The sequence below is a fragment of the Mesorhizobium wenxiniae genome (assembly GCF_002284535.1).
GTDB classification, from domain to species: domain Bacteria; phylum Pseudomonadota; class Alphaproteobacteria; order Rhizobiales; family Rhizobiaceae; genus Mesorhizobium; species Mesorhizobium wenxiniae.
In genome coordinates this window covers 1,073,100-1,087,325 of the sequence record NZ_NPKH01000020.1, presented here as the reverse complement: position 1 = coordinate 1,087,325, position 14,226 = coordinate 1,073,100, and the positions used below count along the sequence as shown (strand labels likewise).

Sequence of the window (14,226 nt, the reverse complement as noted above, 5' to 3'; positions counted from 1 at the left end):
ACTGATAGGGCGTATTCGGCGGCTATTGGCGACGTGTCCACGAACCTCTCAGAGTGCCGGACGGCAGCCCACAGATCGCATGGCGCAGGCTATTTCTCGCAGAGCCTGCGCGACCCGCGATAGGGCTGAAATGTGCAGTCGGCGGGGCGGAACGAGCGATAAGCGCGTGCGCAGGCTCGAAAATTGCAGGAGGCCGATGCCTCCGCTTCGCCTGAGGAACTGGCCACAGTAGCTTGGTCGTCGCCATCCGGAACGCTGTCGTCAAGTGCGGCAAGGGCGGCCCGCATGAAATCCCGCCAGATTCTCGCCGGCAGCTGGCCGCCCGTCACCTTCTTCATCGGCGTCTCGTCGTCGTTGCCGACCCACACACCCACCACCAGCGGCTCGGTGAAGCCGACGAACCAGGCGTCGCGATGGTTTTGGCTGGTGCCGGTCTTGCCCGCCGCAAACACCTCGAGATCGGCTTCTCGACCAGTCCCCCGCTCGACGACCAGCCTCAACAGGCCGACTAGGTCCCGCTGATGCGGACGAAGATCGGTCGTTGGCTGCTTGGACGGCCCAACGCGAAAGGCGCGCGGCTGGCCGTCGGCATGGAACGACACGATCCCCCACGGCTCGATGGGCGCGATGCCTGCGCGCACCGAAGCGTAGGCGCCGGTGAGGTCGAGCAGGCTGACCTCCGAGGAGCCGAGAGCCAGGCTCGGTGTTTCAGCCAGTTTTGCATCGATGCCCAGCTCCCGTGCAGCGGCAGCGACCTTGTCGATCCCGATCTCCATTGCCAGGGCCACCGTGGCAACGTTCAGCGAGCGCGCGAATGCCTCGGATATGCTGACCCGGCCGCTGTAGCCGCCGCCGAAGTTTTCCGGGGACCACCCGCCTATCTCGATCGGCGCATCCTCGACCTGGTCAAAGGGCGTGAGGCCTGCCTTCAGTGCGGCGTAGTAGACGAACAGCTTGAAGGCCGAGCCGGGCTGGCGCATGGCTGAAGTCGCGCGGTTGAACGTGCTCTTGCCATAGTCCCGCCCGCCGACCACGGCCACCACGGCGCCTTGCGGCGTCATTGCCACCAGCGCGGCCTGCGAGGCGCCTGCTTGCGCGCCTTCCTTGTCGAGTGCTTCGGCCACGACCTTCTCGGCGATCGCCTGCAGCCGCGGCACCATCGTCGTCCTGACCTTAATCGTGCCCCGATAGGGCCCGGCAAGCTCGTGCGCCTCCTGCATTACCCAGTCTGCAAGCCAGCTGCCGGACCTTGCCGCGGGCTTCGTTGGACGGAGTTCGGCGAAGTCGGCGGTCGCCGTCGTCGCCTGCTCGGCGGTTGCCTTGCCGCCCTGTACCATGGCATCGAGCACGAGCTCCGCTTGTTGGCGCGCCCCTTCCGGATTGATCACCGGATTGAGTTGCGACGGAGCACGGATGATGCTGGCCAGCATCGCTGATTCACCGAGGTCGAGTTCGCGGACCTCCTTGTCGAAGTAGATGCGGGCGGCCGCCGGGACGCCAGTCGCGCCTTCTCCGAGATAAATGTTGTTGAGGTACCGCGTGAGAATCTCGTCCTTGCCGAGCTTCTGCTCGAGCCAGAAGGCGATCACGGCCTCCTGGATTTTCCGTTTCCAGGTACGGTCCCGCTCCAGATAGAGGATTTTGATCAACTGTTGCGTGATCGTGCTGCCGCCCTGCACGACCTCGCCGGCTCCGACGTTCCTGTACAGCGCGCGTAATATGCCCTTCAGATCGATGCCGGAATGGTCGTAAAAGCGCCGATCCTCTGAGGTGAGCACCGCATCGATCAGATGAGCCGGAAAATCCTCGCGCGTAGCGTAGGGTCCCTGAATGGGTCCCTGCCTGACCAATGGCTTGCCATCGGTCGTCTCAAGCACCACCACCGGCTTGAGTGAGCCGTCGGCAATTTCGTCCCACGGCACGCCGCTCAGGGCCCACGAAAAGAGGACGACCAGGAAGACGAGAGATGCCGCGCCCAGTGCGACCGCACCTCGAACCAAGATCGATCTCCGATGGCGCTGGTTTCCTCGCGCGACTCCGGTACCGGACGAGTGTGTGCGCCGACGAGTCACCCGCGACCAAACGGCTGAGGTGCGCCCCGCCAACTCGGCGGCTGTTGATCTCGCTGTCGAGAAATCCAGATCACGCAGACGCTGCAGGGCGCCGCTGCCGAGTTCGCGAATCCTCTTGGCCGCTGGGCCCGACGCGACAGCCAGGTCGCCTCGCAATGCCCGGCCAAGTCCGACAAGTGTTCGGCTGAGCTCGGAAAACGCCGTCCGGGTCCGCGCGAAAGGTGCACCGTTGGAATCGGCCGCTGGCTCGTCTCCGCTCTGGGTTTCGCCAGGCTCTTGCCTATCGCGGCTGCTATCGGTAGCGGCGGGAGACTCGCCCATCCGTTTTCCCTCTGCTCAAACGCCGATACCAGAACTACCTGCGCCCGCAGAATGGGCAATCCGACACCTGGCGTTGAAGGTGCGGCTTATTAGCGATGTGCGCTTTGCTCAAGTGCCGCCGATCGAAGGAGAGACTGCGGTCTAATAGCCGCCATACTCGTAAATGGGACGCCTCCAGCCGCGTTTGCACTTGATTTCTTCCTTATACTCGTCGTCGTCCCACTTCCGCTCTATCTTGCATCGGCCACGGCAGAATTCTTCCTTATAGCTGTTGCGCTCCCGACAATAGCGCCGCAGGCGGTAGTCTTCGCGATGTTCATAGCGACCGATCCAGCGCCCATGCCCGCTTTCATCCTTCCATGGATCGGCCGCAGCTCCGCCCGCCAATGTGGGGAGGGCGATACTGACGGCTATCATCAAACCGAGAGTTTTCGCGGTAGAGTCACTTTATGCGCACCCGCCCACGGGTGGCATTTGCGTCAGTTTCGGAATTTGAACCTGAACATCAGCTGAACAGCAGCATCCCCCGACCGGGCACAATTGAACGCGCAAACATCCCTTCCGTTCCCACGTGGGGCTGAAACAGTACGACAGCGGCAGGTTGGGTTTGATTTCGGCCGGAACCATTCCGACTCTATGAGGTTAAGCTCGCTGGTTGAGCCGGGCCTGCGAGATACGCGGGGAGACCCCAGGCTCCAGAGCCCGCCGCCTCTTCGGGTTTGCGGCGGGCCTTGTGTTGGGGAGAGCGGAACAATGGCCAATTGGTTACCGCTCGCTGGTATCGTGCTGACACTATGGGTCGTGCTGTTCCTGATCTACTTGGTTGTGAGGTGGCGGGGCGGAGCGGGTTGACCGCCGAAGCACGGCTAGCCCTCGGCCTCCATGGCCGCGCAAGATCGCGACGTCTTCGTTGTTGAGCGCGATCGTCGCCAACGCGGTCCGGTACTCAAGAACGGTCGCATCAGTCTCTGGGCGGGGGGCTTGGGGTTTAGAGCCTGACGCGACCTGAGCTTCGTGCTGACGAAGCGGCGGCAGACAGACCACACCTGCGGGACATTCCAAAGGGTGAGCTTTGGGAGCCCTCCAAAGCAATGAAAATCGTTGGATCCAAAGCTCGGAGCTCAAAAGCCAAGAGAAATGGTCGAGAGGCTTCCGCTGGTCTGCCGTTAAACAGATCTTACGCAAGCCCGAGGTTGGACTGGAGAACGCGCCCTAGCGCCGTCTTGCTCGGCGGCTTACGCGCGGTGTGAGAACCTGCGTGCGTTACACCTGGCGTAGAGGGATTGGCTTCTAGTTGGCTGAGCGCTTGGATCTTCAAGGTCGCGATGTGTCGGAGCCGGCCTCAAGGCCGAGGTCTGAACCCCGAGCAGCAAGGAGCGAAATTCACGCGCCTTGTCGGACGGCGTCCAGCCTACGATGACGAATTCCTGTCGCTTGATGCATTTGATCTTCAGCCAGCCACCGGCACGAGAGGCAACATAGGGTTCGTCCGCCTTCTTGGAAATCACGCCCTCAAGCCCGGCGGCGCAGAACCGGTTGAGCAACTGCTCACCGCTCCCGCGAATGTGGTCGGAATAATCCCAAAGCCCGCTGTCGCTCGTACCGGCAGCGGGCCCATTCGACGCCCATTGAGGCTTTAACCAGGCAAAAGACTAACAACCTTCCGGGTCCAGAGATTTCACCATTCTGAGGACGACCGGATCGTAGCCAAGCTTTTCGCTTTGCCGATAATCCATCACAAAGACCGCGACCCTATCGTCGCAAGTTACGATGGCCCGCACGTAACGGATCATCCCATCCTTGACACCCGAGTAGCTCGCCCAAGAGTCGGTGAGCCGGCGATAAGTGACCTTCCACCCATGCCCTTCGTCATCAGCCATCAGCGCTTCGACGTTCTGTTTGAATTTGCCACCTGAAACGTGGTCGCCTCGAACGACAAGACTCGCTTCTTGTGGCCCGAGGAAGGTCGCAGCTTGGCCATCTTCAGCGATATGATCCAGCGCGAAGCCCGGCGGCACGTCGAAGGTGAAGCCCGCTTTTCGGATGCCGAAAGCGGTCCACTCTTGCGCCAGCGATGGCCCGGTCGAAGAAGCCAGGATCATCGCCGTCCCGGCAACACCGGCTGCTATTTGCAGATTCGTATACTTCAACATCGCTTTCGTACCTCGACCACTGATTAATCCAACGCGTCGGCACATCGCCTTGACCAGCACAATCGGTACCGGGTGATGCTTGTTCCATCGACAGCCGTTATTCGGCTCGGTTCGAGACGCTTGAGGGTAGGACGCCTTCACACACCCTCTAAGATGCCTCGAAGCAGGCCGAGGCCCGAGGCTACCGTTTGTTGTCCTGGTGAATGAATGATCCACATGTCGGCGGCGATGGCTCATTGGCAACCTTGATCCCACTCGACGTTCGGAACGTTATCGTTCGATTTCGATTATGGTGGCAGCTGCGGCACATCGGACACCTCAAACATGTCTACACCTACGCCCACGACTCTAGGCATCGCGCCCGGCGGTAGACGAGCGCCGAACGTGGTGATCGACACCCACCCAACGCATCCGCCCGCATATCCGAAAGCCATTGCTGTCATCGCTACCGTGGCAGCTTTGTATTTTGGCCGGGAGATATTCATCCCGCTGGCGGTAGCGATACTGCTGACGTTCGCGCTATCGCCGCTCGTTGCGGCTTTGCGTAAGGCACGGGTCCCTCGACTAGCAGCAGTGATCGCGGTTGTGATTGGCGCGTTCGCCGCCATCTTCATGTTCGGCGCAGTGGTCGCCTCTCAACTTGGGACGCTGGCTCAAAACATTCCGCTCTACCAGTACAACCTCGTATCGAAGGTCGAAATCATAAAGGACGCCAACGTTGGCGGTGGTGTCTTCGAGCGGCTATCCAAGTTGCTCGCGCGCTTGGGACGGGAAATCCAGGGTGACGAGAAACCCGATACCGTCAGAGCTCCCGGATCCGACAATCCTTCCACTCCGCCACTGCCTGTGGAGGTTATCACGCCGCCGCCTGGCCCGATCCCGCTTTTGCGGACTGTCGTTGGGCCGCTCATTCAACCCCTAGCCACCGGTGGCATCATTATTGTGGTCGTTATCTTCATGCTTTTGAGGCGTGAAGATTTGCGCGACCGTTTTATTCGTTTGGTCGGAGCCGGCGACCTTCAACGGACGACTGCTGCTTTGCAAGATGCAGGAGCGCGCGTGGCCCGCTATCTTCTGACGCAGCTGGCTGTAAACGTAGCCTATGCCCTGCCAATCGGCATCGGGCTTTGGGTCATCGGCGTACCAAATGCTCCGCTCTGGGGGCTCATGGCTTTGATCCTGCGTTTTATTCCCTACATCGGACCGATCATCGCTTCAATATTCCCGTTGGCGCTGGCGTTGGCCGTTGATCCCGGCTGGACAATGGTGCTCTGGACGGCGGCGCTATTTGTCGTTCTTGAGCTCGTCAGCAACAACGTTGTCGAACCCTGGGTATACGGCTCCCGCACCGGGCTGTCCCCGCTCGCTATTATTGTTGCTGCGATATTCTGGACCTGGCTATGGGGGCCCATGGGGCTTCTCCTGTCGACACCTCTAACCGTTTGCCTTGTCGTCCTCGGTCGGCACGTTCCTCAATTCGAATTTCTCGATGTACTCCTAGGGAACGAACCAGTTCTCGATCCACATCAGCAGCTCTATCAGCGCCTTCTCGCCGGCGACCCCGCCGAAGCGACGGATCGCGCTGAAGCCTATCTCGAAGACAATACTATCCTGTCATTTTACGAAACAGTTGCGGTGCCTGCCTTGGCTCTAGCGGAAGAAGATCGCTCTAGAGGCGTACTCACAGATGAGAGGCGCTCACGAGTGGCAGAAAGCGCTCAGGCGCTGGTCGACAATCTCGATGACTATGCACAAGTCGAATCCAATGAGGAATCTGAGCCAAAGCAAGCCTTGGCTATCGAATCCACCACGAAGCTGGAACTGCCTCTGGCGAATGGAGAAGGCAGAGTGATCGCATGTGCAGGCGGTCGAGGCGAATTGGACGATGCCGCAGCAGCTATGCTCGTTCAGGTGCTCAAGGCACAGGGCGCCACCGCAAACTATATAGAGCACACATCGCTCTCGCCCGGTCGAATTAGGCAACTCCCAATAGATGGTTTGGAAACAATTGTGATTGTCTTCTTGAACCCTTCGTCGGTTCAGCATGCTCGCTACATGACCCGGCGCCTCAAACGCTCACGTCCATCACTCCGGGTTGGTGTTTTGCTATGCAACAGCAACGACACGATCGAGCCGGTGAAACTTATCGCGGAAGTCGGTACCGGTTTTGTGGCGAGCACTTTGGCCGAAGCCGCCGCTCAATCTCTGCAAGGGCCTCGCCCACGGCCACCAATGCCGCCGACTAAGACTAGGTCACAGCGCAAGGCATCCAGCCCAAAGCCTAAGCAAACTGCGTAGGCGGCAAAATGTTCTGGCCGATCGGGGGATTAAGTTATTTGCGCCTGGCTTGTGCCCTGCGTGCAAAATCCAAGCGAAGTCTGACAAGGTCAATCGATCTCGCAGAGCGCAATAGCCTACGACAGAGTGTGGACGCATCGTCATCGCCGTTTTGGTCTTGCAGGCGCAGCGCTGTACAGTCTGGCTTCGACGACGGTTGATTGCTGACGGCCCCATTCCAGACATTTGAAGTTCGGCACCGGAGCCCCGCTCCTAGGCCGAAGCGGCTGACCAATTGGTCACCGGTTGGTTTGCTTCCTGGGTTCTCCGCATAGCGGCGTCGCAGCAAAACCACTCCAAGGTCGGAACCGAAAAGTCCCGCAAATTCAGAGAGCAAAAGCTCGGGAGTAAAAACGCGTACTCCTCAGCTTTGGAGAGTATGGGCCAACAGAGAACAAATGAGTCGCTCTCACCGCTACAGCCACTCCACAGCTTTCGGCCGAAGGGTTGCTGTTCTGCGGGGTTTCGGGGCGACCAAGTCCAAGCAGAGAACATTGTGGAAAAATTAGGTGGTAGCGGGAGAGGGACTTGAACCCCCGACCCCAGGATTATGATTCCCGTGCTCTAACCAACTGAGCTACCCCGCCAGGGCGGCGAAGGTCCGAAATCCGCCTTAAATCAGAAGGCATGTCGAAGCGTTCGCCAAGGTCGGGCGGATATAAGGTTGGGAGGCCAAGCCTGTCAAGCATCGATGCAGCCGGCATGCCGGCACATTCTATCGCATCGTGCTTCCGAAAACCGGAATCGATTTTCGGAAAGCACGATGCGAAGGTTTACGGTCTTGAGACGCGTGCTTGTGCGTCCCAAGCGGACACAGGTCGCTCTGATGGCCGAAAAGCTTTGCCGGGCAGATAATTGCGCGCAGAAATGCCGGGGTTGAGTTCGGCGGGGCCCGCCGCTATGTCTCGGCCACGAAATTCTAGAGTTGGAATTGATGAAACCGCGCATTGCAGTCCTCGGTTGCGGATACTGGGGCAGCAACCACATCCGCACCCTCAAGGCGCTCGGCGCGCTGCACGCGGTCTCGGACGTCAACCCTGCCCGCGCCGAAGGCTTCGCCAGTGAGCAGGATTGCCTGGCGATCGAGCCGGAGGCGCTGTTTGTCCGCAGCGACGTCGATGCCATCGTCATGGCGCTGCCGCCGCAGTTCCACGCCGATATGGCGGTGCGCGCAGTCCAGGGCGGCAAGGACGTGCTGGTGGAAAAGCCGATCGCGCTGACGGTGGCGGATGCCGAGCGCTCGGTGAAGGCGGCGGCCGACAATGGCCGCGTCTTCATGGTCGGCCATGTGCTGCGCTTTCATCCAGCCTTCGAGACGTTGAAGGCTCTGATCGACAATGGCGAGCTCGGCGAGGTCCGTTATATCCATTCGCACCGCCTCGGGCTCGGCAAGTTCCATACCGAAAACGATGCGCTGTGGGACCTTGCGCCGCACGATCTGTCGATGATCCTGGCCATCACCGGCACGGAACCGATCGAGGTGCGTGGCGAGGGGGCAGCGCTCCTCGACAATCTCAGCGATTTCGCGCATTTGCACATGCGCTTTCCCAATGGTCTGCGCAGCCATCTCTTTGCGTCGCGGCTCAACCCTTACCGCGAACGGCGGCTGACCGTGGTCGGCACCAAGGCGATGGCGGTGTTCGACGATGTCGAGCCGTGGGAGCGCAAGCTCGCCGTTTACCGCCACGCGGTGTGGCAAGACAGCGGCCAATGGGCCTTCACCACCAACGAGCCGTCCTATGTGGCGGTGGGCGAGGGCATGCCGCTGACGCGCGAGCTCGAGCATTTCCTCCAGTGCATCGAGACGCGGGCAGAACCGCGTACCAGCGGCGAGGAAGCCATCAGGGTGCTGCGTATCCTGACCGCCGGCACGGTTATCCACACCGGATCGTCTTCCTGAGAGAAAATGCGGCTGTATCAGAGCCTGATCCATCCCGATAAAATCGGGATCTTCGTCTATTCGGCGGGAATCTGCGCCGGGCGGGCTGCCAGCCGCGTCAGCATCGCCTCGGCCTCGGCGCCACGCTCGGAACGCTCGATGAAGCCGCCGCCGAACACGCGGGCTTCGTTGCCGTCGTCGGAATAGAGCACGCAGGCCTGGCCGGGCGCTATGCCGGACTCGCCGTCGACCAGTTCCACCGAAGTGATCCCGGCGTTGTGATGCAGCACGGCCGGGCGCGGCGGGCGTGTCGAGCGGACCTTGGCGAAAAGCTCCAGCCCAGCCGTCGGGATATCTGACAGTGCAGCGTCGCCCAGCCAGTTCATGTCGCGCAAATAGATCTTATGCGTCTCCAGCGCCTCGCGCGGACCAACGACGACGCGGGCCCGGTCGGCGTCGAGATGGACGACGTAGAGCGGCTCGCCCGACGCGATGCCGATGCCGCGGCGCTGACCGATCGTGTAGCGCAAAATGCCTTCATGGCGGCCGAGCACGCGGCCGTCGATATGGACGATGTCGCCCGGATTGGCAGCAGTCGGCTTGAGCTTGGCGATGATGTCGGAATATTTGCCCTGCGGGACGAAGCAGATGTCCTGGCTGTCCTGCTTAGCGGCGACCGTTAGCCCCATTTGCTCGGCGATGGCGCGAACCTGCGGCTTCGACAGGCCGCCGAGCGGAAAGCGCAGATAGTCGATCTGCGCCTGCGTGGTGGCGAAAAGGAAATAGCTCTGGTCGCGGTCCGCGTCGACAGGCCGGTACAGTGCGCGATGGGCGCCGTTGGCTCCAGAGCGGATGTAATGGCCGGTGGCCAGCGCGTCGGCACCGAGCTCCTTGGCGGTCGCCAGAAGGTCGGCGAATTTCACCGTCTGGTTGCAGGAAACGCAAGGGATCGGCGTTTCGCCGGCCACATAACTCTCGGCGAAGGGGTCGATCACCGCCTTGCGGAAGCGCTCCTCGTAATTGAGCACATAGTGCGGAATGCCGAGCGTCTCGGAGACGCGGCGAGCATCGTCGATATCCTGGCCGGCGCAGCATGAGCCGGCCCGGTGGGTTGCCGCGCCGTGGTCGTAGAGCTGCAGCGTGACGCCGACGACGTCATAGCCTTCATGCTTCAATAGGCCGGCAACGACCGACGAATCGACGCCGCCCGACATGGCAACAACGATGCGGGTATCTTCGGGGCGTCCGGGAAGGTCGAGGCTGTTCATGGTTCTTTCGTTCTGCACGGCGCCTTGGATGACGGCGCTTGAATGCCAATGGCCGGAATATAGGTCAAGCTTTCCGGGTGCGCCAGCTTCGCGAGCCGGCCGATTTTTTCGGACGGATACGGCGCTTGCGGGCAGATGCCTCAAATGCCGACGAAGAGACTAACGCGCCGTTCATGATCCTTACCTAGCTATTAGGGTTCGCTTAGGCAATTTTTAAAGCTGTGGCGGTAATGTGGTGGGGATTGGGTCTTTGAGTTTTTAGTAGAGAGTACGATGACCGATCTTGTTAGACCGCGCGTCAAATATGTTATCGGGCCTGACGGCAGCCCCCTTACGATTGCCGATCTGCCGCCGACGAACACACGTCGCTGGGTTATCCGGCGCAAGGCCGAAGTGGTGGCGGCGGTGCGCGGCGGGCTTCTGAGCCTCGAAGAGGCATGCCAGCGCTATAAGCTGACCACCGAGGAATTCCTGTCCTGGCAAGCGTCGATAGACGAATATGGCCTTGCCGGGCTGCGCACGACGCGCATCCAGCAATATCGGCACTAGGGCTGGTCCAAGTAAGTCAAAAGGCGCGACAATCCGCGCCCTTTTTTGCTTTGCCGCAACGGCTCTCTCTGCTTCAGACCGTCAGCACAATATTGCCGATCGGCATGGCGGCGGGAAAGGCATGGATTGCGCCTGCGTCATCGAGCGGGTCTTCGCCACATTAGGCGGCAAGCTCTTTCGCATCGCCCTAGCCAAGTTCCATGAGGCCTGCGCGGTCGGGCCCGCTGGACATCCGCTCGACGCGCCGAACTCGGCCAGAACCCTGATGGGCTGCTCAACCAGATAAGGTCCTGGTCGGAACCGCATACGCCCGACATTAGGGATGCCCGGATGCGGCCGGTCGCGGAATATGAAGGGGATTTGGTAGCATAGGCCTGAAACTGGCGGCTGCTCGACCGATGAGCGGCGACGTTCCAGATGAGCAACGCCCTGATCGCTGGGTGTTGACTGGCCTTAAAGCCGTGTTTTCAGCCGATCATGGCGCTGCGGCCGCCGGTCTCGGCGTCGCGAATCTTCGTGTCGCGTGATTCGAGCATTTCCGCTTTGGAAAGCTCCGCTTCGGCTTCGCCGAGCAGTGATTCGGCAACGCTTCGCTGCTGGGCGAGGTCGCTTTGCGAATTTCTGAGATTGTCGCGGCGCAGGCGCGCTGCCTTGGCGAAGGTCGGATAGGCAAAATGGTTGATGTCGGTGATGCCGGCTTTCTTTTCTTCGGCAGTGATCTGAAGCTCCAGTTCGACAGCCATGCGCTCGAATTCGGCGATCATCATGTCGAGTTGCAGCAATTGCCGCCGCTTCTCGTTCACCTGAAACTGCTTCAGTCGAACGAGGTTTTCACGTGACTTCATGATTCGGTACTCCTGGAAACGCACACCTGCACATATCGTCCAATCCACCTGGCAAACTCAGGCTTCACCGGTCTCCACCGACTTTACCGGAACTATGGGAAATAAATTCCTAAAGTTTTTTGCCGGCGGTAACCATTCGTTTACGGGCATTGTTAATCATACGGCTCAGGACTTAAGGCCGGGTAAAAATTCCGGCTCTCGATGCGGAAGCACGGCCAGCGAGTCTCTGGAGTCACTTAGCCTGACTCATTAATGTTTTGCATTAGCGTTTTGGTTCCGTGATTCACTATTAGATTCAACAAGGTGTAGAAAGGGGTTAAAAAATCTGATACCGTCAACGGCACGGAATTAGGTTTTGTTAACCATTCGATGGCAGCCTCTGCTCAGGCAATCACTGCTCCGGTCCTGGACGGGTCGTGAAATGGTCCGGCAGCAGAAAAGGGGAATGAAATGCGTGTTCTGCTGATAGAAGATGACAGTGCGACCGCACAAAGCATCGAGCTGATGCTGAAATCGGAAAGTTTCAATGTCTACACGACCGATCTTGGCGAAGAAGGTGTCGATCTAGGCAAGCTCTACGACTACGACATCATCCTTCTCGATCTCAATCTGCCCGACATGTCGGGATACGAGGTCTTGAGAACACTTCGCCTTTCCAAGGTGAAGACCCCGATCCTTATCCTCTCCGGCATGGCCGGCATCGAGGACAAGGTACGTGGCCTCGGCTTCGGCGCAGACGACTATATGACCAAGCCGTTCCACAAGGACGAACTGGTTGCCCGCATCCACGCCATCGTGCGGCGTTCCAAGGGCCATGCCCAGTCGGTGATCACCACCGGCGACCTGGTGGTCAATCTCGATGCCAAGACCGTTGAGGTCGGTGGGCAGCGCGTGCATCTGACCGGCAAGGAATACCAGATGCTGGAGCTGCTCTCGCTGCGCAAGGGCACTACGCTTACGAAGGAAATGTTCCTCAACCACCTTTACGGCGGCATGGACGAACCGGAACTGAAGATCATCGACGTCTTCATCTGCAAGCTGCGCAAGAAGCTCGACGCCGCTTCCGGCGGCCAGAACTACATCGAGACGGTTTGGGGTCGCGGCTATGTGCTGCGCGAGCCGGAAGATATCCGTGTCAGCGCCTGAGCTGACGACGCCGATCCGATCGATTTTCCGACAAAAATCCGGCTTCGGCCGGACTTTTGCGATTGTGAGCGCAGACATTTGAGCGCCGACCTCCGGGGCCATGTGCCAGGGGTAGGCGAATCAGGCTGCAATTCTCAGGGTGCGGAAGCACTCGACAAGTTGCGGCCGATTGAACGGCTTCAGCAGATAGCCTTGAGCGCCGGCGCGCTTTGCCCGCATGATCGAAGCGACGTCGACCTCAACCAGCGAAATCAGGATCTGGGGCTGTATCGGACTTTCGATGGCGCGTACGCGGCGAATAACGTCCTCCGCCTGCATGTCCGGCAAGGCGCCGTCGACGACGATGATATCCGGCATGTCAGCAGTGCACATCTCGACCGCGTCAAAACCGCGCGCAGCTTCGATGACCAGCATGTCGGAACCACCCAGGATGCGCTTTGCGACCTTCCTGATGACGCTCGAATCGTCGATGAACATGCAGCGTTTCATTTCCGGGCCCTCTGTGCCATGCGGCAATCCGGCAGCGTCGCGGTACTGAAAGGCACGGTAGGATCAATCCGGTAAAGAAGCTGAAAAGCCAATAGATAAAATTTTTGCAAGACCAGCTTTTACGGAACTTGTTGTCGATGCTTCGGTCGAACTAGCCTGGAAGGTTCATTTCATTCGTCCGTGAAGGCGTAGTAAACATTGTCTAAAAATACTTATCTATTCTTGTTACTCACCTTAGTAACTTTAAGCGGCTGATAGCACGATTTCTTCTGCGGTTGCGTGTATCGATATCGTCATGTTCGCCTCGCGCGCCAGAAGCAGCGTGTAGTAGGGCTGCACCGAATGCGCGTCGATCGGTTCTTCAGGCTTGTTGCCGGAATGGAGTTCCAGGAATTTGGGCGGCACGCGCAGCATCGGACCGCTCGCGGCGAGCGCAAAGCGTGGTTCTGTGTCGAGGTCTTCAAGAGTAACCGTAAGCTTACCGCCACGCGGAATGGCGGCGTTGGCGACGAGAATTAGGTTGAGCAGGAGCTTCACCTTGTTCTTGGGCAGCAGCGCACGGGTTCCGTTCCAGACCAGTTCCGGCTTTTCGTTCTTAAAAAAGGCGATCGCAACGGCCTCGGCGTCCCCCGTGTCGATCATCATCCCGGCAGAACCGGCTGCGCCGAAGGCGATGCGGGCGAATTGCAGGCGGGCCGAAGCGTTTCTGGCGCTCTGGCGAATCAATTTCATGGCGTCTTCGTCGGCGCCGCCTTCGTCCAGCAGCTCAAGCCCGTTGTTTATGGCGCCGACCGGCGAAATGATGTCGTGGCAGACCCGGCTGCACAAAAGCGCTGCGAGGTCGGGTGCGGAAAGGGTGAAAAGCTCGGCCATCGGCGAAAGTCCCTGCAAAATTTCACTAAAAATGGCCGGGCGATCAATGGTCACGCCTGTCCACACGAATCACGCTCTCTCCCAAGGCCTACTGAATACACAGCGCCTGAGCGTGCAGCAACAAATCCGGAATTGCCGTTATCGAAAATGGTGTGTTCACGCAGGGTGCGGATACTGCGCGGGCGACGCGAAACCGGCTCGAAACCAGCCTTCTAACCGCCATCTTCATGTGAAAGCTTAATGGTTGAAAAAGGATTACGGCATAGTTTGCCCATAACAGTCATCCTTAGCGGC

Annotated in this window: 11 protein-coding genes and 1 tRNA gene; 4 read left to right on the top strand and 8 right to left on the bottom strand. The window is 59.6% G+C overall.

Annotated elements, in window-relative coordinates; all coding sequences use genetic code 11:
* Nucleotides 1–89: 89 nt before the first annotated feature.
* The 3 genes from CIT31_RS15635 to CIT31_RS15620 form a co-directional block, all read right to left on the bottom strand.
* On the bottom strand, nucleotides 90–2,393 hold the full coding sequence (locus CIT31_RS15635; RefSeq protein WP_095519253.1) for a PBP1A family penicillin-binding protein: 2,304 nt from the start codon (nucleotides 2,391–2,393) through the stop codon (nucleotides 90–92).
* Nucleotides 2,394–2,534: 141 nt separating this feature from the next.
* Complete coding sequence (locus CIT31_RS15630; protein WP_095519252.1) at nucleotides 2,535–2,810, bottom strand: hypothetical protein; 276 nt, start codon at nucleotides 2,808–2,810, stop codon at nucleotides 2,535–2,537.
* A 1,235-nt stretch (nucleotides 2,811–4,045) separates the two neighbouring features.
* The gene (locus CIT31_RS15620; protein ID WP_245316266.1) at nucleotides 4,046–4,546 is read right to left on the bottom strand and encodes a hypothetical protein; all 501 of its coding nucleotides are present in this window, start codon (nucleotides 4,544–4,546) and stop codon (nucleotides 4,046–4,048) included.
* 384 nt (nucleotides 4,547–4,930) lie between these two features.
* Between CIT31_RS15620 and CIT31_RS15615 the strand changes: the two genes are divergently transcribed.
* The gene (locus CIT31_RS15615; protein WP_342586929.1) at nucleotides 4,931–6,844 is read left to right on the top strand and encodes an AI-2E family transporter; all 1,914 of its coding nucleotides are present in this window, start codon (nucleotides 4,931–4,933) and stop codon (nucleotides 6,842–6,844) included.
* 549 nt (nucleotides 6,845–7,393) lie between these two features.
* Here the strand turns inward: CIT31_RS15615 and CIT31_RS15610 are convergent.
* Nucleotides 7,394–7,470 (bottom strand) — tRNA-Met (locus CIT31_RS15610).
* Nucleotides 7,471–7,817: 347 nt separating this feature from the next.
* Between CIT31_RS15610 and CIT31_RS15605 the strand changes: the two genes are divergently transcribed.
* On the top strand, nucleotides 7,818–8,783 hold the full coding sequence (locus CIT31_RS15605; RefSeq protein WP_095519248.1) for a Gfo/Idh/MocA family protein: 966 nt from the start codon (nucleotides 7,818–7,820) through the stop codon (nucleotides 8,781–8,783).
* Nucleotides 8,784–8,839: 56 nt separating this feature from the next.
* On the opposite strand, the gene mnmA is transcribed toward CIT31_RS15605, so the two are convergent.
* Nucleotides 8,840–10,030 (bottom strand): tRNA 2-thiouridine(34) synthase MnmA, encoded by a 1,191-nt coding sequence (gene mnmA / locus CIT31_RS15600; protein WP_029349783.1) that lies wholly within the window; start codon nucleotides 10,028–10,030, stop codon nucleotides 8,840–8,842.
* A 273-nt stretch (nucleotides 10,031–10,303) separates the two neighbouring features.
* Here mnmA and sciP point away from each other — a divergent pair, with 273 nt between their 5' ends.
* Nucleotides 10,304–10,579, top strand: a complete 276-nt coding sequence (gene sciP / locus CIT31_RS15595; protein ID WP_006203587.1) for a CtrA inhibitor SciP — start codon at nucleotides 10,304–10,306, stop codon at nucleotides 10,577–10,579.
* Nucleotides 10,580–11,046: 467 nt separating this feature from the next.
* On the opposite strand, the gene CIT31_RS15585 is transcribed toward sciP, so the two are convergent.
* The gene (locus CIT31_RS15585) at nucleotides 11,047–11,424 is read right to left on the bottom strand and encodes a flagellar export protein FliJ (protein WP_029349790.1); all 378 of its coding nucleotides are present in this window, start codon (nucleotides 11,422–11,424) and stop codon (nucleotides 11,047–11,049) included.
* 450 nt (nucleotides 11,425–11,874) lie between these two features.
* Between CIT31_RS15585 and ctrA the strand changes: the two genes are divergently transcribed.
* Nucleotides 11,875–12,570: a response regulator transcription factor CtrA gene (ctrA, locus tag CIT31_RS15580; protein WP_006203583.1), complete on the top strand. Its 696-nt coding sequence runs from the start codon at nucleotides 11,875–11,877 to the stop codon at nucleotides 12,568–12,570.
* A 120-nt stretch (nucleotides 12,571–12,690) separates the two neighbouring features.
* On the opposite strand, the gene CIT31_RS15575 is transcribed toward ctrA, so the two are convergent.
* A complete protein-coding gene (locus CIT31_RS15575) occupies nucleotides 12,691–13,059 on the bottom strand; it encodes a response regulator (RefSeq protein WP_095519247.1) in 369 nt (122 codons plus the stop codon).
* A 243-nt stretch (nucleotides 13,060–13,302) separates the two neighbouring features.
* Nucleotides 13,303–13,932, bottom strand: a complete 630-nt coding sequence (gene chpT, locus CIT31_RS15570; protein ID WP_095519246.1) for a histidine phosphotransferase ChpT — start codon at nucleotides 13,930–13,932, stop codon at nucleotides 13,303–13,305.
* Nucleotides 13,933–14,226: the final 294 nt, after the last annotated feature.

Bases quoted from the DNA above. Each gene is read 5' to 3' on its own strand.
- CIT31_RS15635 (WP_095519253.1), bottom strand. From the start codon at position 2,393: ATGGGCGAGTCTCCCGCCGCTACCGATAGCAGCCGCGATAGGCAAGAG.
- CIT31_RS15630 (WP_095519252.1), bottom strand. From the start codon at position 2,810: ATGATAGCCGTCAGTATCGCCCTCCCCACATTGGCGGGCGGAGCTGCG.
- CIT31_RS15620 (WP_245316266.1), bottom strand. From the start codon at position 4,546: ATGTTGAAGTATACGAATCTGCAAATAGCAGCCGGTGTTGCCGGGACG.
- CIT31_RS15605 (WP_095519248.1), top strand. From the start codon at position 7,818: ATGAAACCGCGCATTGCAGTCCTCGGTTGCGGATACTGGGGCAGCAAC.
- mnmA (WP_029349783.1), bottom strand. From the start codon at position 10,030: ATGAACAGCCTCGACCTTCCCGGACGCCCCGAAGATACCCGCATCGTT.
- sciP (WP_006203587.1), top strand. From the start codon at position 10,304: ATGACCGATCTTGTTAGACCGCGCGTCAAATATGTTATCGGGCCTGAC.
- CIT31_RS15585 (WP_029349790.1), bottom strand. From the start codon at position 11,424: ATGAAGTCACGTGAAAACCTCGTTCGACTGAAGCAGTTTCAGGTGAAC.
- ctrA (WP_006203583.1), top strand. From the start codon at position 11,875: ATGCGTGTTCTGCTGATAGAAGATGACAGTGCGACCGCACAAAGCATC.
- CIT31_RS15575 (WP_095519247.1), bottom strand. From the start codon at position 13,059: ATGAAACGCTGCATGTTCATCGACGATTCGAGCGTCATCAGGAAGGTC.
- chpT (WP_095519246.1), bottom strand. From the start codon at position 13,932: ATGGCCGAGCTTTTCACCCTTTCCGCACCCGACCTCGCAGCGCTTTTG.